Genomic DNA, 18,484 nt, shown 5'->3' on the forward strand with positions numbered 1-18,484 from the left:
AAGAGACCCGGGTTTTGTGTATCGACCGTATATACGGCGCCCGCCGTGTTTCGCTCAGATCGAGGAGTAGCCATGGATCTGCCCATCAGCTTGCAAGACATCACGTATGCCGAGAACTATCTGGCGCAGGGCGACCTGGCTACGGCGACGCCGCTGTTGGAGCGCCTGGTGGAACTTGCCGAGGAGTATATTGACGCCGAGTGCAAGACGGAGGAGAAGCGCCAATACTTTAGCTTCGATAGCAAGTTTGAGCGCTTGGCCTATCGCCGCGTTGAGAAGGATCCGCGCGAGCTCGTGCAGGTCGAGGTGCCGTTTGACCGCCTGTACTCTGACATGGCGTTTGCCTACATTCGCCAGCAGGATTATGTGAGCGCTCGTAATGCCCTGATGCAGGCTGTGCGTTGGGACCCCATGAACTGCAACTATCGCTTAGATTTGGCCGAGCTGTTCCGCGCACTCGAGGACAAGCAGGAATGGGCATCGCTCTCGTTCTCGGTGCTGGAGCGTGCAAGCGATGGCAAGTGCGCCGCCCGCGCTTACGCCAATCTAGGTCAGTACTTCTTGGAGCCCGAGACCGAGAACATCTCGGCTGCTGTGGGCTGTGCTCGTCTGGCACTGCGCTTAGCGCCCAACGATTCGCACACGACACGCCTGCTCAACAAGATCCATACCACCTATCCGGATGCCGCCGATGAGAGCGACGACCACGTGATGGGTGAACTGTCCCTGCAAGGCGTGCCGACCTCGCCTTCGGCCGAGATTGCCATCTGCCTGATTATGTGCGCGACCGATGCTGCAAGCGACGGCGACAAGCAGGAAGCGACGCGTCTGACGGTGCGTGCTCGCGACTTGGTGGGCGAGGAGGCCTGCGCGGCGATTATCAAACTGGTGCGCGAGAGCGACGCCGAGCTCAATGCCGAGCGCAAGGCAAAGCGCGACGCCGCGGGCTCAAACGTCGATGGAACCAAGGAGGTCGGCGATGCCCAGTAAGCGCGAGCGCAAGCTCATCTCCAAGAATCGCTCGGCACACCACGAGTATTTTATCGATGAGACCTTTGAGTGCGGCATTGAGCTGAGTGGCACCGAGGTCAAGTCGATTCGCGAGCGCGCGTGCCAGATCACCGACACCTTTGCGCTGATTCGTGGCGGCGAGTGCTGGCTCGTGGGCCTGCATATTCACCCTTATAGCCATGGTGGCGTGTGGAACCGCGACCCTGATCGCCGCCGTCGTCTGCTGCTGCACCGCAAGGAGATTGACTTTCTCGACGGTAAGCTCCGTAATCGCGGCTATGCCCTGGTGCCGCTGGAGCTCTACTTTAATACCGACGGTCGCGTAAAGCTGCTGCTGGGCCTAGGCCGCGGCAAGAAGCTTTACGACAAGCGCGAGGATATGGCCAAGCGCGATGTCCAGCGCGAGATTGACCGCGCCCTCAAGGAGCGCAACCGCTGACCACCCTTCATAAGTTGCGGTGGAATAGTTCCTGTTTGAGGCCAAATACCCGACAAGCAGGAACTATTTCACCGCAACTTGGTGGAGGGACTTGGCTGACCTACAATCTTGGCACATATGTGTACGGGGCGGCGCCCGTTATGGGTATCGCCTTTTTTGTGGGTACATACATCAATGAGGTTCCAGCCCGGGTTAGGGGAGTGATCGTTATGGACAATACTGCGTTCTTTACCATGCCGAGCGGTCTGTACGTGGTGAGCGCCGCGGCAGACGGGCTGCGCGCCGGCTGCGTCATCAACACGGCGGTGCAGGTGACATCCATGCCGCCGCGAATTTCGGTTGCCGTGAACAAGGACAACGTTACCTCGGGCGTCATCGCATCGGCCAAAGCGTTCGCGCTGACCGTGATCGATCAAACTGCCGACATGCTCTACATCGGTAACTTTGGGTTCCGCACCAGCAGCGACTATGACAAGTTTGCCAAGTACGAGACCCGCGAGACTGCCCTCGGTATGCCCTATGTGCCCGAGCACGCGGCAGCCCTGTTTAGCTGCCGTTTGATCGACACTGTGGATGCGGGTACGCATCTACTGTTTATCGGCGAGGTCGAGGATGCCGAGCGCCTGGGCGGCGAGACGCCGCTGACGTACGACTACTATCACAAGGTTCTGAAGGGCAAGACGCCGCCCAAGGCCTCGTCCTATCAAGGCTAGAAATGTTCTAAAAAAACTTGCATTATATTATTGAGAATCTATACTAATAAATGAAGTACATCACCAGTCGCGTTCGAGAGGAGAACATCATGGCTGAGGAAAAAAAGACGTATAAGTTTGTGTGCGTCGTTTGCGGTTACGAGGTTGAGGTCGACACGCCCGAGCTGCCCGAGGACTACGTGTGCCCGGTGTGCGGCGTCGGTCCCGATCAGTTTGAGCTCGTCGAGGAGTAGCTCGTAGACACACGACTTGCAGCAACATATAGCTCTGTCCAAGGACCCCGGTCGAATTCTCGGCCGGGGTCCTTTTCCTCCGTCCCCAAGGGATCCATTGGTGTGCCGGGGTATCTGGAATTGCGATAGCCGGTCGCGCTGTTCTGATAGGGGTGTCAGGCTACTTTCCCTATAAACCTAGTAGGATAAACGGATATAATGCCGAACCTAAGCAACGAAGGAGACGCGGATCCGCCGCGTCCGTGCTGGGGAAGGGGCATTGCTCATGACATCGCAGGACACGATTACAAGGGGTGTACGCAGCGTCGATTGGAAGCGCCGTATGTGCGCATTCCTGTTCGTGCTGGCTGTCGCGGCGACAGCTGTTGTCGCACTGCCCGTTCAGGCCAAGGCGGCTGATGCGCCGACCAAGACGGTTCGCATCGGCTTTCCCTCGAGCGGCAATAGCTTTGCAAGCGGTCTGCTCGGCGTGGCCGAAACCAAGGGCTATCTCGATGAGTATCTGGAGCCGCTCGGATACAAAGCCGAGGTGACGGGATTTGTCGGTGCGGCGCCCGCGCTTCATGAGGCCCTGAGCTCCGGTGACCTCGACTACGTCGATTACGCGGGTTTTGCGGGCATTCTCGGCAAGTCGAAGGGTATCGACACCACGCTGCTCGCCGTGACTGATTTTGGTTCGGGCTGGCGTCTCGTCGTCTCTAAGAGCTCGGGCATTAAGAGCCTCAAAGACCTGAAGGGCAAAAAGGTTGCCTACATGCGCGGTGCCACGCCGCAGATGTACCTGGTGCGCGTGCTGGCTGAGGCAGGGCTCACCTTTGATGACATCGTGCCAGTCAATGCCTCGCTTCCCGACGGCTTGTCGACGCTTGCTTCGGGCGGTGTGGATGCTGCGGTGGTGAGCGGCGGACAGGAGACGCAGCTTGCCAATGAAGGTCTGGTCAAGGTCCTGCACGATGGCGCCAAGGCCGATTCCTCCACATATTTTGAGCCCACGGTTCTGATTGGTCGCACAGCATATGCCAAAGACCACCAGGATGTGTCGGTGGCAATTCTCAAAGCGCTGCTCAAGGCGCGTGCTGACGTCATTGCCGACCCGGAGGGCTTTATAAAGCTCTCTTCCGAGAAATCGGGCAACCCCATCGAGGTCATCAAAGCGCAAAACGTGGCCGACCAGAAGACCCTTCGTCCCGCATCGCTTTCGGATGACATGCTCGACGCCATGAAAAACGTCCAGCAGTTTGAGCTCGATAACAAGATCATCCAAAGCGAGGTCGATATCGAAGCCTGGACGGATTCGAGCCCCCTGAAGCAGGCGATTGAGGAATTTGGATCGGACGGCAAGGGCACGGACGGCGCCACGCTCGCGACGAGCGCGATTGCCGCAAGCGTGGCGAGTCCCGAGAACCGCGCGGCCCGAAAGCAGGCTGAGGTTATCCAGGGGCTGATCGGCGCGCTTCCGGTGGCCATAGTCGCGGCGGTCATCACGGTTGGCATCGTTATCGCTCGCCGTAACCTGCGTCGCCGCTTGGGCTCCAACGGTTCCGCCGCCGACCCGGCGCCTGCCGTTCATATCGTCGACACGCTGTTCGCGCTCATTTTGCCGCTGTGGGTGCTTGTCACTTGGCATGTGGCTACCAGTACGGGCCTCCTCTCCACGGTGGTCCTGCCCAAGATCTCCTCGGTCGTGTCGACGCTCGTGCAGCAGCTCACGACCGGCACCTTTAAGGGCGACCTTGCCATCAGCGTCATCCGCATCCTTGAGGGTTATGCCATCGCCGTGGTCGCCGGCATCTTCTTTGGCGTGGTCATGGGCATGAGCGCCTCGGCCCACAAGTTCTTCTCGCTCGCCTTTAAGGCCGTGCGCCAGATTCCGATGATGGCCTGGGTGCCGTTGCTGGTGATCTGGTTTGGCATTGGCGAGGAGTCCAAGGTCGCGGTCATCTTCTTGGCGAGCTTCTTCCCCGTGCTGGTCAACACCATCGACGGCATCGAGCGCTGCGATCCCAAGCTCGTGGAGGTCGGTCGCATGTATCGCCTCCCGGGTTGGCAGATGTTCCGCCACATCTATCTGCCGAGCGCCCTGCCCTCGATCTTTGTGGGCCTCAAACTCGCCCTCGGCATAGCCTGGATGGCCGTCGTCGGCTCCGAGATGATCGCCGCGAGCTCGGGCATCGGCTTTCGGATCAACGACGCCCGCACACTTATGGATTACTCCATCGTCTTTGCCGGCATCATCGTCATCGCCGTCGCCGGCGTCCTGATGGATATGGTGCTCGGCGTGATCGCCAAGATCGCCACGCCCTGGCAGCAGAAGAAGAACTAGGAGGGCATGATGTCTCACGAGCTTTCGATTGCAGACCTTAACAAGGACTTTTCCATCAAGGGCGAGACGCGCCACGTGCTCGACCATATCGACCTTGATATCCGCGCCGGCGAGTTTCTGGTCATCGTGGGCCACTCCGGCTGCGGCAAGTCCACGCTGCTCAAGATCATCGCCGGGCTCGAGCATCCCACGACGGGTACCGTCGCGCTCGACGGCAAGCCTGTGACCGGCCCCGGCCCCGACCGAACCATGATCTTTCAGGAGCACCGTCTGTTTCCCTGGATGAGCATCCGCGACAACGTTGAGTTTGGCCTGCGCGGGCGCTCCGATTCCGAGCGCTCCCAGATCTCGAGCCGCCTGCTCAAAACCGTCGACCTGGAAGAGTTCGCGGACGCGTACCCGGCACAGCTTTCGGGCGGCATGTCGCAGCGCGCCGCCATCGCCCGCGCCTTGGCGACTAATCCCGAGATTCTGCTGCTCGACGAGCCCTTTGGTGCGCTCGATGCCTTTACCAAGATGGAGCTGCAGGAGGAGCTGCTGCGTATCCACGCCGAGCAGGGCGGCACTATGGCCATGGTGACCCACGATATCGAGGAGGCCGTGTACCTGGCCGACCGTATCGTGGTCATGTCGAGCCGACCCGGCAAGATCGAGGAGATCGTCGAGGTGCAGCTGGGCCGCCCGCGCGACCGCGGAAGCGCCGACTTTGCCTGGTACAAGAAACGTGTGTACGACCATTTCATCAAGTCGAAACAAAAGGGACCCGAATACGTTATTTAACCTATACGGTTGGTAGGATTTGTAGCAGAATGGTGCGCCAAGCAAATTGTTCGCACAATGAGGGAGCGATTGAGGATGACCGAACCGAGCGACGAGCGCATCGACGGCATGCGCTTTGAGACGGCGCTGCTCCACGCGCGCCGCCGCGAGCCGTTCGCCGTGGAGTCGACGACGCCGCCGATCTACCAGACGAGCGCCTATGCGTTCGATGAGGAGGAGCGTCACGCCGCGGTGGCAGGCGGGCGCGCGCCGGGCTACGTGTATACGCGCTTGGGCAACCCCACCGTTGCAGCGTTCGAGCGTCGCATGGCGGCGCTGGAGGGCGGCTTTGCGGCCGTCGCCACCGCCTCGGGCATGGCGGCGATCTTCAACGCCGTCTCCAACGTGCTGCGCGCGGGGGACAAGATCGTGGCGGGTGCCTGCCTGTACGGCGGCACGCTCGAGCTGTTCGAAAGTCTGCGCGACTTTGGTATCGAGACCGTCTATGTTCCCGAGCTGACACCGGACACGCTGGAGCAGGCGATTGACGAGCGCACCAAGCTCGTCTTTGCCGAGACCATCTCGAACCCCAAGCTCGAAGTGCTCGATATCGCCGCTATTGCCGAGGTCGCCCACGTGCACGGCATTGGCCTGGTGGTCGACAACACCGTGGCGACGCCGTATCTGTGCCGCCCGCTCGACCTGGGTGCCGACGTGGTCGTTGAGTCCTCGAGCAAGTACATCAACGGTCACAGCAATGCCATCAGCGGTGTGGTGATCGATTCGGGTCGCGGTCCGTGGGATCCGCAGCGCTATCCGTCCATGGCCAAGTGGGCCAAGTTTCGCAACATGGCCTATACGGTCAAGCTGCGCCAGGGACTGTTCCGCGATACCGGCGCGTGCCTGTCGCCGCAAAACGCGTTTCTCAACTGTACGGGCATCGAGACGCTCGCCCTGCGCATGGAGCGCGCCTGCGCGAACGCCCAAGGCCTTGCCGAATGGTTCGCGTCGAGCGGCCACGAAGTCGAGGTCGACTATCCGGGTCTGCCCTCGCACCCAGGTCATGACTTGGCCGCGCGTCAGTTTGGCGGCCGCGGCTTTGGCGCGCTCATGTCGATCCGCGTGGGCTCCCAGGAGCGCGCGTTCAAGGTTATCAACGGCGTCAAGTTGCCGCTGCGCGTAAGCAACATCGGCGACACCAAGACGCTCATCACGCATCCTGCGACAACTGTTTTCGCCGACAATTCGCCGCAGGAGCAACAGGCGGCAGGCGTGTGGCCCGATACGATTCGCCTATCGATCGGGATCGAGGACCTCGCCGACCTTATCGAGGATTTCGAGCGGTCGCTCACCGCTGCCGATCAAGCATAGAAGGGGAACTGGTATGGCAAAGATCAACAATGCCGCACTCAAAAAGGGCGGTTTTATGGCCCAGAAGCAGAAGGGGTACTACAGCCTTCGCCTGCGCGTGGTGGCCGGGCATATGACGGCCGAGCAGCTGCGTGTCGTGGCTGAGGTGGCCGAAAAGTACGGTCATGGCTACATCCACAACACAAGTCGCCAGTCCATCGAGATTCCCTGGATCAACGTGGAGGATGCCGAGGAGGTCAAGGCCGTGCTCGCCCAGGGCGGCGTGGAGCCGGGCTGCTGCGGCGCGCGCGTCCGCACGGTGACGGGCTGCCAGGGCTGCGTGTCGTGTCCTTCGGGCAACATCGACAGCTTTGCCGTCGCCAACGAGCTCGACGAGCGCTATTTTGGCCGCGACCTGCCCGGTAAGTTTAAATTCGGCGTGACCGGTTGCCAAAACAACTGCCTGAAGGCCGAGGAGAACGACATGGGCATCAAGGGCGGCCGCAAGGTCACCTGGATTCCCGACGCGTGCATCCACTGCGGCATCTGCTCCAAGGTGTGCTCGTTTGATGCCATCAGCGACGACGGCGAGACGCTCACGGTGGACTACGACAAGTGCGCAAGCTGCGGCAAGTGCTCGCAGAAGTGCCCGGTCGACGCTTGGGAGACCCAGCCGGTCTACAACGTGTGCTTTGGCGGCCTGTTTGGCAACCACATTACCAAGGCCAAGTCGTTCCTTCCGCCCATCGAGAGCGACGAGCAGCTCATCGCCGTGGCGGATGCCGCGATCCAGTGGTTCGACGACCACGCCAAGGCCGGCGATCGTTTTAAGTTCACGCTCGATCGCGAGGGCTGGGAGGGCATGGTCGAGGCCGTGACCGCTGCCTACAACGAGCATGCGCCCAAGCCGGGCGAGCCCATCAAGCCGCTGGTCGGCACCGATAAATAAGTTGACGCGGCGGGGTTGCACCCATGCCGTCTAAGGAAGGAGGCCTCCATGGCCCAGGAAGAGATTGCATTTGACGACGAGGTCGATATCACCGACGCCGTCTGCCCCATGACGTTTGTGCGCGCGAAGGCCGCCATCGAGGAGCTCGAGATTGGCCAGGTGCTTAAAGTGCACCTCAACGAGGGCGAGCCCATGCAAAACGTGCCGCGCTCGCTTAAGGATGATGGCCAGCAGGTGCTGCGCTTGGCGCCGTCGGACGAGGGCACGTTTGACCTGTACGTTAAGAAGCTCGTGGACGAGTAAGGAGACTGACGATGGCAGAGAGAATCGACGCCGCTTCGTTTGAGGAACGTGTGCTCAAGGCGGACAAGCCGGTGCTCGTGGATTTTTATTCGGATACCTGCATTCCGTGCAAGCGCTTAAACCCGCAGCTTGCCAAGCTGGAGGAGGCCCGCGCCGGCGAACTCGACGTGGTGAAGGTCAATATCAACTTCGACACGCAGGTGGCCGTTGACAACGGCGTCATAGCGGCGCCCACGCTCGTGCTGTTCCAGGGCGGCAAGGAGGCCGGTCGCACGGTGGGCTTTAAGGCGCTCAAAGAGCTCGAGGAGTTTATCGATGGGGCGCTCGCCTAGGGCCCTATCTGAGCGGGCCTGCGAGGGCTCGGATACGTAATTACTTCGTAGGAAGGATGCCAATCATGAAGATCAATGTCAGCGGTAAGCAGAAAGAATACGACGAGGGCCTGACCGTGACGCAGCTCGTGGCGGCCGAGAATGTCGAGACGCCCGAGTACGTGACCGTGTCGGTCAACGACGAGTTCGTGGACCACAAGGACTTCGACAGCCGCATGCTCAACGATGGCGACACGGTTGAGTTTCTCTACTTCATGGGCGGTGGCTGCTAAAAAAGTTCCCTAAGCACCGCACCTTGGCCCTCAAGCCGTCGCTTGCGTACTTAAGTACGCGGCCTCCTCTTTCGCGGCAACCTGCGGCACCTGGAACATTTTTAGCCGATCCCCGTTTCTCTTCAGTTTTAAGGGAGCTATCGCATGGCTTTTTCGAATGAACAGCTTGAGCGCTATTCACGCCACATCATCTTGAAGGAGGTTGGCGTCAAGGGGCAAAAGAAGCTCCTGAATGCCCGCGTCCTTATTATCGGCGCCGGCGGCCTGGGCGCACCGGCGGCCCTGTACCTGGCTGCTGCCGGCGTGGGCACCATCGGCATTGTCGATGCCGACGAGGTCGATCTTTCCAACCTGCAGCGTCAGGTGATCCATGCCACGTCCAACATCGGCGAGCCTAAGGTGGAAAGCGCCAAGGAGACGATGGAGGACATCAACCCCGACGTCACGGTCAACACCTACCAGGAGTTTGTCGACTCCACCAACATCGCCGACTTGATCGCCGACTACGACTTTGTGATCGACGGCGTGGATAACTTTCCCACTAAGTTTCTCATCAACGACGCCTGCGTTATGGCCAAGAAGCCCTTTGTGCACGCGGGCATCATCCGCTTTAAGGGCCAGCTCATGACCTATGTGCCGGGCGAGGGCCCGTGCTACCGCTGCGTCTTTAAGACCATGCCGCCCAAGGACGCCGTGCCCACGTGCAAGCAGGCGGGTGTCATCGGCGCCATGGCGGGTGTCATCGGCTGCCTGGAGGCGCTCGAGGCCATTAAGTACATCTTGGGCATCGGCAACCTGCTGACCGGCAAGCTGCTCACCTACGATGCGCTGGCGGGCGATTTCCATACCATTAAGCTGCCGCCGGCAGACCCCAATTGCGCCATTTGCGGCGAGCATCCGACCATTACCGAGCTGATCGACTACGAGCAGCCCGAGTGCGCCGACGCCGTGCACGGTGCGAGCCTGAAGGCGGGGGAGTAGCGATGCCGCGCGTGGAGAAGCTGCTGCTTGCGGCTGCCGACTACGAACGCATCGTGGCGCATGCCAAGGAGGGTCTGCCTAACGAGGCGTGTGGCCTGATTGCCGGCACGGTGGCCGGCGAGGGCGAAGCGGCGGTGGGTACCGTCGAGCATGTGTACCTGCTTACCAATATCGACGAGAGTAACGAGCACTTTTCGATGGATCCGCGCGAGCAGCTCGCGGCCGTTAAGGACGCGCGCGTCCATGGCTGGGAGATGCTCGGCAACTGGCATTCGCATCCCGAGAGTCCGTCGCGTCCCTCCGAGGAGGACAAGCGCCTGGCGTTTGACTCGACGGCGGCGTATCTGATTTTGTCGCTCATGGACCCTGAGCATCTGGTGCTCAACGCCTTCCATGTTGAACACGACAAGCAGGTTGCCCGCGTGCCGCTCGAGGTTGTTGAGGCAAAGGCGTGACAGACGCTTTGACCGAGATGCCGGGTGCGGCTGGCGCGGTGACGCCGCATGAGGTCAGTCGCGTGGACGCCGTCGTGTTTGCCGCCTATGGCACCACGCGTGCCCGGGCGCGCACGGCGGCGATCGAACCTGCGTTTCGTGCGGTGGCCGATGCCGTTGACGTACCGTGCGAGCTGTCTTTTTGTGGCCCGGCGGTGTGCCGGCTTTTGGCTCGCCGCGGTGAGCCTGCGCCCGAGTTGGAGCGCGTGCTGGAGCAGGTCGCTGACGCCGGCGCGCGCAGGGTTGCCATCGTGTCCGGTATGGTTGTCGACGGATGGGCCCAGGCCAACGTGCGCGAGCGCGTGCTTGCTGCGGCCGAGCGTTTGGGGCTGAAGGCCGTTGTCGGCGCCCCGCTCCTGTCCGATGCCACGGATGTGGATTGTCTTGCTGCGGCGCTTATGAGGACGTGGCTGCCTAAGCCTGGGACTGTGACCCTCTTTGTAGGCCATGGCATTGGCGGGCCGGCGGGCAGCGGCTATACGCAGCCCCGTGATGCGTTTGATGCTTACGCTGCGCTGGGTGTTGCTTTTGCCCGCGCCGGGCGTGATGACTTGGCGGTGGCATACCTGTCGGATGGTCCGGATGCCGCCCTGCAGGCTGTTCGCGGGCTTGCCGAGCCGGATACGATGGTTCGCTTGGTGCCGTTGATGCTTTCCGCCGGACGCCATGTGCTCAAGAATATCGGTGGCTCGGATGACCGCTCATGGTCGAGTGTGCTCGCGGCTGCGGACTATGTCCCGCAGCTTTGCGATTGTGGCCTGGGCGAGGTTGCCGCCGTGCGGGAACTGTTTGCGCGCCATGCGCGCGCTGTGCAATAAGAACGAATAGAAGAAAGAACACCCATGAAGAAAACCCGTTTGGTTCGACCGCTGGCGGCCGGAGCCGTCCTTGCCCTTGCTGCCGTCTTGAGTCTGAGCGCCTGCGGTGCGACTGGCTCCTCGGCGGACAACGGTTCTGCAGCGGGCTCTGCTGTCCAGTCGTCAGACGCCGGCAAGTCCTCGGCTTCGACTTCGACTGACGATAAGGTCGCCAGGTCGGTCGATCTTAAGATCGCCGCGGATGGTGCGGTGAGTTTTACCGATGACCTGGGCAACGCCGTTACCGTCAAGAAGCCTAAGCATGTCGTGGCCTGCATGGGCAGCTTTGCCAACGCTTGGGAGCTCGCGGGCGGCGAGTTGACGGCTGCGACCGACGATGCCTACGAGAACTACGGCGTCGATGCCGACAAGGTGGCATCGGTGGGCCGTTCTACGTCGTTGTCGCTCGAGTCCATCATGGCTCAGGACCCCGACTTTGTGATCGCTACCGGCCTTTCGGATGGCAAGCACTCCACGGGCGTTTCGCAATCCGACCTTAAGAGCGCCCTCGATGCGTCCGAGATTCCCTGTGCGCTCTTTAAGGTCACCACGTTCGACGACTATCTGTGCATGCTCCGCATCTTTACCGCCATCACGGGTCGCGACGATCTGTATCAGAAGAACGGCCTCGATGTTCAGGCCTCGATCAAAAAGGCCGTCAAAAAGTACAGCGTTTCCGACAAGAAGCCGCGTGTGCTGGTGATGGGCTCGTATTCCAAGGGCGTCACCGCGCAGGATTCCACCGGTATGACGGGCGCAATGGTCAAGGAGCTGGGTGCGACCAACGTGTGCGACGAGAACCCGAGTGCGCTCACGGACTTTAGCATCGAGTCGATCGCCGCCCTCGATCCCGATTATATTTTTGTGCTGTCCGTCGGCACCGATGCAAAGGCCGCCGAGCGCAACTTTACGCAGTCCGTGGAGTCCAATCCTGCCTGGAGCGAGCTTTCGGCCGTTAAAGCGGGCAACTACAAGGTGCTCGACAGCGCGCATTTTATGTCGAAGCCCAACGCCAAGTGGGATGAGTCCTATACGATTCTGGGCAAGGCGCTGGCCAAGATGAACTAGGGGGTTTGCATGCGTAAGACGAGTTCGGACGGGGTACGGAGCGCGCCGTCGCACGCACGTCGCCGTGTCGTCCGCCTGTTTGCCGGGTCTGTCGCGGCGCTGGTTGTCGTTGCCGTCGCCTCGTTTTGCGTGGGTCCCAGCTCGGTTTCGATCGGCGATATTGCCGCCTTTGCGACGGGTGCCCCCGTGGACGCGACCGTCGCCAATATCATCTTGAATATCCGCATGCCCCGCGTCGTCGCCGGTCTTGTTGCCGGCGCGGCGCTTTCTGTTGCCGGTGCGCTCATTCAGGCGGTACTCGACAACCCGTTGGCGAGCCCGAGTGTGATCGGCATCAACTCGGGTGCGGGCCTGGCCGTGCTTGCCGTCTCGGCCTGCCCGCTGTTCTATAACGATCCGCCGCGCGAGCTGCTGCCGCTCGTTGCCTTTGTGGGCGCGCTGGTCGCGGCCGGGCTGGTGTTTGCCATCTCGGCGCGCGCCGGCGTGTCGCGTCTGACGGTGGTGCTTTCGGGCGTGGCAGTCAACGCCGTGGCGGGTGCCGGCATGAATACCGTGCTGCTGGTGGCGCCAAACGTGTACGTGGGATCGTCGGCGTACTTGGTCGGCGGCTTCTCGGGCGTGCTCATGCGCAACTTGATGCTGCCGGCGCTGCTGGCGGCCGGCGGCATGGTGGCGGCGTTTTGCCTGGCAAACCGCCTAAACGTGTTGTCGCTCGGTCGCGAGGCGGCGCATGGCTTAGGGATGCGCACGGTGACGGTGCGCGTGGTGGCGCTGGCGGTGGCGGCGCTGCTCGCGGGCTGCGCGGTAAGCTTTGGCGGTCTGATTGGCTTTGTGGGCCTGATGGTGCCCCATGCGGTGCGCCGGCTCGCAGGCCACGACAATCGGCTGCTGATTCCCTTGTGTGCGATGTGCGGCGCGGCGTTTACCGTGCTATGCGATACCGTCGCGTGCACGGCCTTTGCACCCTACGAGCTGCCGGTGGGCATTTTGCTGTCGCTGGTGGGCGGACCGTTCTTTATCTACCTGATTATGGCGCGAAAGGGGTTCCGCGATGAGTGAGCGCGAGGTGACGGGGGCGGGCGTTACGGGCACAGGCGTGGCGGCGGGCGTCCAAGTCATGGGCGCGGCGGGCACGGCGTGCGTTGATGCTGCCGTGGAGCTGCGCGGTCTGTGCTTTGCCTATGGCGAGCACGTGGTACTGGACGGTTTATCGCTTGCGCTACCCGCGGGTTGCCTGACGGGCATCGTCGGGCCCAACGGCTGCGGCAAGTCGACCCTGTTGCGCGTGATCGATGGCGTGCTGGAGCCGGCCGCGGGCGAGGCGCTCGTTGAGGGTGATGCTCTCGACAGCCTGTCTGCACGCGAACGTGCCGAGCGTATTGCGCTGCTGCCCCAGATTCACCGCACGCCGTCCATGACGGTGGAGGCACTTGTGTCGTGCGGACGCTATGCCCATATGGGGCTGTTTGGCGGACTGACCGAGCAGGATCGGCAGATTGTTGCCGAGTCTATGCGCGTTGCCGGTGTTGAGCATTTGGCGCACAAGGCTGCCCGCGCGCTTTCGGGCGGCGAGCGGCAGCGGGCGTTTGTCGCGATGGTGCTCGCCCAGCGGGCACGGACGGTGCTGCTCGACGAGCCCACGACCTATTTGGATCCCCGCGCAGCGCTCGACGTGATGCGCCTGGCCCGTGGGCTGGTCCATGAGCAGGGGATGACCGGTGCCGCGGTCATCCACGACCTGCCGCTCGCCCTGCGCTTCTGCGACCGCATCGCCGTCATGGACGGAGGGCGTATCGTTGCCGTGGGTACACCTGCCGAGATTCTCGACCAGGGTGTGCTCGAACAAGTCTTCGGCGTAACGATTGCCCGGATGGAGCTCAACGGCGAGGTTGTCTACGGCTGCTGTTAGCCGATCCTGTCTGTCGTGAGTCCGGCCGACCTTTTGTCTCAATCTGTAACATCTAACGGCTCAAAACGGGTCTATCTGTTACAGATTGAGATAAACCAAAACCGTCCGGCAGAAGATCTCGATCTGTAACATCTAGCAGTGAAAACGGGGTCTACGTGTTACAGATTGAGACAAACGGAGCTGTCCCTCGGAATGATCTCGATCTGTAACACCTAGACATCAAAAGCGGGTCTAGATGTTACAGATCGAGACATTTGACCGGGTGGGCATGCGTCCTCGTTACATCCCGGTCAACAGCACGACATCGAGAGTCGTCACGATGATACCGATCCCTACGAGCAGCGCATTGAGTGGGCGCGAGTTGGCGTATTTGCCCATGACGCGGCGTGAGCTGGTGAGCCGTATGAGCACAAAGATCGTAATCGGCAGCTGAAGCGACAGCAGCGCCTGACTCCAGATGAGACCTTCAAAGGGATTCGGGACGACCAGGCACGCCGTCACTGCGCCGACGAAACAGGCCGCCACGCCGATCGAGGAATGTCGGTCGTGGATATCGTATTCCTCGTCGAACATGCCCGCGGTGATGGTGCCCGCCGCCATGCCCGCCGTCACGCTGCTCGATAGTCCCGCGAACAGCAGCGCCACCGCAAAGATGGTCGAGCTTGCCGTGCCCAGAATGGGGGAGAGCGTGGCAGCTGCGACGGCGAGGTCGTCTACGACAATGCCATGCGCAAAGAAGGTCGTCGCGGCCAGAATGACCATGGCCGAGTTGATAGCCCAGCCCACGCCCATCGAAAAGAGCGTGTCGAAGAGCTCGTAGCGCAGACGTTCTTCGATAACTTGCTCGCCTTGGCCTTCGAAGTGCATGGATTGGATAACCTCGGAGTGCAGGAAGAGGTTGTGGGGCATAACGACCGCCCCCAGGACACTCACGATAATCGCGGCAGAGCCAGTGGGCATGCTGGGTGTGATCCAGCTTGCGGCGGCTTGCGGCCAGTCGACCTTGACTAGTGCAAGCTCGGCCAAAAACGAGAGTCCTACCACGCCTACGAAGGCGATGATCCAGCGTTCGGCGCGCTTGTAGGAGCTCGTCATGAGCATCGCCATCGACACTGCCGCCACAATGACGCAGCCCGCGCGCACGGGCAGCCCAAAGAGCATTTGAAGGGCAATCGCGCCACCCAGGACTTCGGCCATGGCGGTGGCGATGGTCGCGAGATAGGCACTGGCGAGCACCGCGCGCCCACCGAAGCGGGGGAGGTAGCGTGTCGTGGCCTCGGCAAGACAGGCGCCCGTGGCGATACCCAGGTGCGCCGCGTTGTGCTGCAGCACAATGAGCATAATCGTGGACAGCGTGACGATCCACAGCAGCGCGTAGCCAAACTGCGAGCCCGCGGCCATATTGGAGGCCCAGTTGCCCGGGTCGATAAAGCCGACGGTCACGAGCAGCCCGGGACCGATGTGCCGCGCAATGTCTAGGCCTCCGTGACCGCCGGTGCGTCGGGAGCCAAAGTGTTGTTTGAGGTGGTTGATCATGGTCGGTTCCTGCATAGGGGCAGCGCGGCGCCGCGCTTGGGTTATGCGGCGCCGCGCGCTCGGTTTAGGTTGGGGTTACTTGCGCGCCTTGCCCTGGTTGGCCACGGCGTCAATCTTGGCGGCGATGGTCGCCGGGTCGCCGATGTAGCGCTTGTCGAGGACGTTGAAATCGGTGTCGAAGGTGTAGACGAGTGGCACGCCGGTGGGGATGTTGACCTTGAGGATCTCCTCGGGCGTGAGGTGCTCGAACTTCATGACGAGAGAGCGCAGGGAGTTGCCATGTGCGGCGATGAGTACGCGCTTGCCGGCGAGCATTTGGGGGCGAATCTCGTCTTCGAAATAGGGCCAGGCGCGGGCGATCGTATCCTTGAGGCACTCGGTATAGGGCAGCTGATCGGGTGCGACGTCGCGGTATTGCTCCTGGGTGTGGGGGTCGCGCGTGTCGTTCGGCTCGAGCGCCGGTGGGCACACGTCGAAGGAGCGGCGCCAGATGAGCACCTGCTCGTCGCCGTGCTCCGCCGCGGCATCGGCCTTGTTGAGTCCCTGCAGCGCGCCGTAGTGGCGCTCGTTGAGCTTCCAGGATTTGATGACGGGCAGCCACTCGCGATCCATCTGGCCGAGCACGATGTTGAGGGTGTGGATCGCGCGCTTGAGGCGCGAAGTGTAGCAGACGTCAAAGTCGAAACCGGCTTCTTTGAGGGCTTGACCGCCTGCGGCGGCTTCTTCGCGGCCCGTGTCGGTGAGCTCAACATCGGTCCAACCGGTGAACAGGTTGAGTTTGTTCCACTCGGATTCTCCGTGACGGATAAGGACAAGTTGCATCGTCTGTTGGTCTGTCTGGTGTGCCATAGGGGCCTCCTTGATCTGGCACGGCGTGCGTGCCGTTTGCTTGACGCCGCAAAGGATACCCGTTTTAGGCTTAAAAGTTAACCAAGACTAACAAAAATGTTGTATTTGAATGGGATGGCGAAAGGGGGCTGCCGAAATGTCTCGATCTGTAACAACTAGGGATGGAAATTGGGCCTAGGTGTTACAGATCGAGACAGGAAGAAATGGTCCTTTGGAAAATCTCGATCTGTAACAGCTGACCGCCAAAACCGGCCCTTCGTGTTACAGATTGAGACATTCGGAATCGTCCCTCAAAAACATCTCAATCTGTAACAGTTAGGCGTCGAAATTGAGTCTTCCTGTTACAGATCGAGATGTTTGAAGCGGTGAGCTTACAGGTCGAACTTGGGGGCCTTGTTGTCGCCCTTGAGGTCGGCGGTGTCGAGCCTCATCATGCAAAAGTCCGCGTGGCCCTCGTCGGACTCCTCGTCCTCGGCATTCATGCCGGTCAGAGCGGTCTGGTAGGGGTCGATGCCATCGACCACGGTCACGTTGAGCTTTTCGTTCGAGGCGCCCGGCACGCGGAAGGTGGCGTTGTCGATGGGCTCAATCGATACCTCGGGCGCGTGCTCTACCTGCGGCACCCACTCGTAGGGCGCACGGTAGGCGCGGTAGACCATGTTGGAGCTAAAGCCGGGCGCCGGCGCCTTAAAGTAGGGGCTCAGGTACTCCCAGACAATCTCGTGATCGGGCGTGACCTCGATCAGATGACCGTCGGAGCCCTCGGTGATAAGCGTGTTGCCGTTGGGCAGACGCTGGGCAGAGCTGATGAACGGCGAGTAGAAGCGGCTGCCGTCGGCAAAGGGGAGCCAGCCGGCTTCGAGCGGGGTGTACTGCCACGTGATCTCGAGCGTGATGGGGTTGAACTGCAGAATGCGCGAGTAGTCGCGGTGGACGGCGTTGGTGCCGTCGGGCGCGATGACATTGGGCGCGTCGTATCCCGCGGCACCGCCGTTATCGAAGACCAACAGGTCGCCCTCGCCGGGAAGGCCCTTGGGGATCATATGGAAATGATGCTGGCCGATAATCCAGCCGATCTTTTTCTCGGCATCGCTGCCGTCGAAGCGCGGGCCGAGTTTCCAGACGATCTTGCCCGTCTTTTTGGAGATGATGGCCAGGATATTGGCGTTGCGGCAGTCGAAGATGAGGTTCTCGGGGGCAAAGCGCTCGTCACCGCGGTCGTACCACTTGTTGGGGCCGAGCTCCGAGACGCAATTGATATGGAGCCAGTCGCCGCCGGCTTCGCCGCGCATGGAGGGATTGTTGTAGAGCGACTTTTTGGCTGCCTCGTCAAAGCTGAACTCTTCAAAATGCTCCGATGCGCGCCACTCCCAGACGACCTCGCCGTCCCAGGTGACCTCGATGACCTTGTCGTCGATCAGGAGCTTGTCGCTGATCTCGGGGTGATAGCTGTTCTCGTGTGTGAGGATGATGGTGTTGCCGCCGTCCGTGCGCGGCTCTAGGCCGGGCGCATAATAGCCCACGGGCGAGCCTTCACGCTGGTAATCGTGGTGCTGACGCGCCTGCCAGGTGGGGTTCTTGCCCTCGTCGGCGACGAGTTCGGTATGGTCCCACTTCCACACAATATTGCCGTCCCAGTCGACCTGCAACAGGTCGAGCTGGTCCTGGTAGGCTGCCGCGCCGCCGCGTGCGCCCGAGGTGCCAAAGACTTGACCGCCCGGCAGCAGCTTGTTGGGGAAGCCGCCCAGACCCGCCCAGCGGTTGACCTCGCGGCCGTTCATGTCGATGAGCAGCGCGCCGCCCGGGGTGGGGAAGATGGTGTAGCCGTTATAGGCACGCTCTTTGTCGTAGATGAGTGTGCCGGTGGGATGAATGCTCGGATAGCCCATGAGTGACTCCTGTCTGCACGGTTTCGGTTCCCGATAGTCTACAACCTACTAAACATGTATGAATATATGGAATTGAGGTACTCGGGTATCGCTTTTTCAGAATGATCCCTTGGGGATGGAGGAAACGGGTCACTCAGGGGGGTGTTCCTATAGTTTTGTCAACTGGGAAATGCTCTCCGTGCGACAGAATCGCGGCATGCTGACGCCAAGCCATTAG

The 18,484-nt window shown here is 61.3% G+C and carries 20 protein-coding genes; 17 read left to right on the forward strand and 3 right to left on the reverse strand.

Annotated elements, in window-relative coordinates; all coding sequences use genetic code 11:
* The first annotated feature begins 72 nt into the window (after positions 1-72).
* The 17 genes from GT495_RS03485 to GT495_RS03565 all read left to right on the forward strand — a co-directional run bounded on the left by GT495_RS03485 (position 73) and on the right by GT495_RS03565 (position 13,993).
* A complete protein-coding gene (locus GT495_RS03485; protein ID WP_156600396.1) occupies positions 73-990 on the forward strand; it encodes a hypothetical protein in 918 nt (305 codons plus the stop codon).
* A complete protein-coding gene (gene smpB / locus GT495_RS03490; RefSeq protein ID WP_006235325.1) occupies positions 980-1,450 on the forward strand; it encodes an SsrA-binding protein SmpB in 471 nt (156 codons plus the stop codon). Before GT495_RS03485 ends, smpB begins: the two co-directional genes overlap by 11 nt.
* A gap of 209 nt (positions 1,451-1,659) precedes the next feature.
* Positions 1,660-2,163 carry a flavin reductase family protein gene (locus tag GT495_RS03495; RefSeq protein ID WP_161161502.1) on the forward strand — a complete coding sequence of 168 codons (504 nt, stop codon included), beginning with the start codon at positions 1,660-1,662 and terminating at the stop codon, positions 2,161-2,163.
* Positions 2,164-2,252: 89 nt separating this feature from the next.
* Positions 2,253-2,396: a rubredoxin-like domain-containing protein gene (locus tag GT495_RS03500; RefSeq protein WP_055251878.1), complete on the forward strand. Its 144-nt coding sequence runs from the start codon at positions 2,253-2,255 to the stop codon at positions 2,394-2,396.
* A gap of 265 nt (positions 2,397-2,661) precedes the next feature.
* Positions 2,662-4,719, forward strand: a complete 2,058-nt coding sequence (locus GT495_RS03505; RefSeq protein WP_161161503.1) for an ABC transporter permease subunit — start codon at positions 2,662-2,664, stop codon at positions 4,717-4,719.
* Positions 4,720-4,728: 9 nt separating this feature from the next.
* Positions 4,729-5,499, forward strand: coding sequence for an ABC transporter ATP-binding protein (locus GT495_RS03510; protein WP_204986876.1), 771 nt, complete (start codon positions 4,729-4,731; stop codon positions 5,497-5,499).
* A 75-nt stretch (positions 5,500-5,574) separates the two neighbouring features.
* Complete coding sequence (locus GT495_RS03515) at positions 5,575-6,849, forward strand: O-acetylhomoserine aminocarboxypropyltransferase/cysteine synthase family protein (protein ID WP_204986877.1); 1,275 nt, start codon at positions 5,575-5,577, stop codon at positions 6,847-6,849.
* A gap of 13 nt (positions 6,850-6,862) precedes the next feature.
* Positions 6,863-7,777 carry a 4Fe-4S binding protein gene (locus GT495_RS03520; RefSeq protein WP_161161505.1) on the forward strand — a complete coding sequence of 305 codons (915 nt, stop codon included), beginning with the start codon at positions 6,863-6,865 and terminating at the stop codon, positions 7,775-7,777.
* Between the two features lie 48 nt (positions 7,778-7,825).
* On the forward strand, positions 7,826-8,080 hold the full coding sequence (locus GT495_RS03525) for a sulfurtransferase TusA family protein (RefSeq protein WP_152073567.1): 255 nt from the start codon (positions 7,826-7,828) through the stop codon (positions 8,078-8,080).
* Positions 8,081-8,091: 11 nt separating this feature from the next.
* Positions 8,092-8,412 (forward strand): co-chaperone YbbN, encoded by a 321-nt coding sequence (locus tag GT495_RS03530; protein ID WP_161161506.1) that lies wholly within the window; start codon positions 8,092-8,094, stop codon positions 8,410-8,412.
* Positions 8,413-8,477: 65 nt separating this feature from the next.
* The gene (gene thiS / locus GT495_RS03535) at positions 8,478-8,684 is read left to right on the forward strand and encodes a sulfur carrier protein ThiS (RefSeq protein ID WP_161161507.1); all 207 of its coding nucleotides are present in this window, start codon (positions 8,478-8,480) and stop codon (positions 8,682-8,684) included.
* Between the two features lie 144 nt (positions 8,685-8,828).
* Positions 8,829-9,665, forward strand: a complete 837-nt coding sequence (gene thiF, locus GT495_RS03540; protein WP_152073570.1) for a thiazole biosynthesis adenylyltransferase ThiF — start codon at positions 8,829-8,831, stop codon at positions 9,663-9,665.
* Between the two features lie 2 nt (positions 9,666-9,667).
* A complete protein-coding gene (locus GT495_RS03545) occupies positions 9,668-10,120 on the forward strand; it encodes a M67 family metallopeptidase (RefSeq protein WP_161161508.1) in 453 nt (150 codons plus the stop codon).
* Entirely contained in the window at positions 10,117-10,977 is an 861-nt protein-coding gene (locus GT495_RS03550) for a sirohydrochlorin cobaltochelatase (protein WP_161161509.1), read from the forward strand. Before GT495_RS03545 ends, GT495_RS03550 begins: the two co-directional genes overlap by 4 nt.
* A gap of 24 nt (positions 10,978-11,001) precedes the next feature.
* Positions 11,002-12,084: an ABC transporter substrate-binding protein gene (locus tag GT495_RS03555; protein WP_161161510.1), complete on the forward strand. Its 1,083-nt coding sequence runs from the start codon at positions 11,002-11,004 to the stop codon at positions 12,082-12,084.
* 9 nt (positions 12,085-12,093) lie between these two features.
* Positions 12,094-13,143, forward strand: a complete 1,050-nt coding sequence (locus GT495_RS03560) for an iron ABC transporter permease (protein WP_161161511.1) — start codon at positions 12,094-12,096, stop codon at positions 13,141-13,143.
* The gene (locus GT495_RS03565) at positions 13,136-13,993 is read left to right on the forward strand and encodes an ABC transporter ATP-binding protein (protein WP_204986878.1); all 858 of its coding nucleotides are present in this window, start codon (positions 13,136-13,138) and stop codon (positions 13,991-13,993) included. Before GT495_RS03560 ends, GT495_RS03565 begins: the two co-directional genes overlap by 8 nt.
* A 279-nt stretch (positions 13,994-14,272) precedes the next feature.
* On the opposite strand, the gene GT495_RS03570 is transcribed toward GT495_RS03565, so the two are convergent.
* The 3 genes from GT495_RS03570 to GT495_RS03580 form a co-directional block, all read right to left on the reverse strand.
* Positions 14,273-15,529 (reverse strand): Nramp family divalent metal transporter, encoded by a 1,257-nt coding sequence (locus GT495_RS03570; RefSeq protein WP_161161512.1) that lies wholly within the window; start codon positions 15,527-15,529, stop codon positions 14,273-14,275.
* A gap of 75 nt (positions 15,530-15,604) precedes the next feature.
* Entirely contained in the window at positions 15,605-16,351 is a 747-nt protein-coding gene (gene gpmA / locus GT495_RS03575) for a 2,3-diphosphoglycerate-dependent phosphoglycerate mutase (protein ID WP_192924125.1), read from the reverse strand.
* A 398-nt stretch (positions 16,352-16,749) separates the two neighbouring features.
* Positions 16,750-18,267: an aryl-sulfate sulfotransferase gene (locus GT495_RS03580; protein ID WP_161161514.1), complete on the reverse strand. Its 1,518-nt coding sequence runs from the start codon at positions 18,265-18,267 to the stop codon at positions 16,750-16,752.
* Positions 18,268-18,484: the final 217 nt, after the last annotated feature.

The sequence above is a fragment of the Collinsella sp. BIOML-A6 genome (assembly GCF_009875845.1).
Taxonomy (GTDB): Bacteria; Actinomycetota; Coriobacteriia; order Coriobacteriales; family Coriobacteriaceae; genus Collinsella; species Collinsella aerofaciens_H.

Bases quoted from the DNA above. Each gene is read 5' to 3' on its own strand.
- GT495_RS03485 (WP_156600396.1), top strand. From the start codon at position 73: ATGGATCTGCCCATCAGCTTGCAAGACATCACGTATGCCGAGAACTAT.
- smpB (WP_006235325.1), top strand. From the start codon at position 980: ATGCCCAGTAAGCGCGAGCGCAAGCTCATCTCCAAGAATCGCTCGGCA.
- GT495_RS03495 (WP_161161502.1), top strand. From the start codon at position 1,660: ATGGACAATACTGCGTTCTTTACCATGCCGAGCGGTCTGTACGTGGTG.
- GT495_RS03500 (WP_055251878.1), top strand. From the start codon at position 2,253: ATGGCTGAGGAAAAAAAGACGTATAAGTTTGTGTGCGTCGTTTGCGGT.
- GT495_RS03505 (WP_161161503.1), top strand. From the start codon at position 2,662: ATGACATCGCAGGACACGATTACAAGGGGTGTACGCAGCGTCGATTGG.
- GT495_RS03510 (WP_204986876.1), top strand. From the start codon at position 4,729: ATGTCTCACGAGCTTTCGATTGCAGACCTTAACAAGGACTTTTCCATC.
- GT495_RS03515 (WP_204986877.1), top strand. From the start codon at position 5,575: ATGACCGAACCGAGCGACGAGCGCATCGACGGCATGCGCTTTGAGACG.
- GT495_RS03520 (WP_161161505.1), top strand. From the start codon at position 6,863: ATGGCAAAGATCAACAATGCCGCACTCAAAAAGGGCGGTTTTATGGCC.
- GT495_RS03525 (WP_152073567.1), top strand. From the start codon at position 7,826: ATGGCCCAGGAAGAGATTGCATTTGACGACGAGGTCGATATCACCGAC.
- GT495_RS03530 (WP_161161506.1), top strand. From the start codon at position 8,092: ATGGCAGAGAGAATCGACGCCGCTTCGTTTGAGGAACGTGTGCTCAAG.
- thiS (WP_161161507.1), top strand. From the start codon at position 8,478: ATGAAGATCAATGTCAGCGGTAAGCAGAAAGAATACGACGAGGGCCTG.
- thiF (WP_152073570.1), top strand. From the start codon at position 8,829: ATGGCTTTTTCGAATGAACAGCTTGAGCGCTATTCACGCCACATCATC.
- GT495_RS03545 (WP_161161508.1), top strand. From the start codon at position 9,668: ATGCCGCGCGTGGAGAAGCTGCTGCTTGCGGCTGCCGACTACGAACGC.
- GT495_RS03555 (WP_161161510.1), top strand. From the start codon at position 11,002: ATGAAGAAAACCCGTTTGGTTCGACCGCTGGCGGCCGGAGCCGTCCTT.
- GT495_RS03560 (WP_161161511.1), top strand. From the start codon at position 12,094: ATGCGTAAGACGAGTTCGGACGGGGTACGGAGCGCGCCGTCGCACGCA.
- GT495_RS03565 (WP_204986878.1), top strand. From the start codon at position 13,136: ATGAGTGAGCGCGAGGTGACGGGGGCGGGCGTTACGGGCACAGGCGTG.
- GT495_RS03570 (WP_161161512.1), bottom strand. From the start codon at position 15,529: ATGATCAACCACCTCAAACAACACTTTGGCTCCCGACGCACCGGCGGT.
- gpmA (WP_192924125.1), bottom strand. From the start codon at position 16,351: ATGCAACTTGTCCTTATCCGTCACGGAGAATCCGAGTGGAACAAACTC.
- GT495_RS03580 (WP_161161514.1), bottom strand. From the start codon at position 18,267: ATGGGCTATCCGAGCATTCATCCCACCGGCACACTCATCTACGACAAA.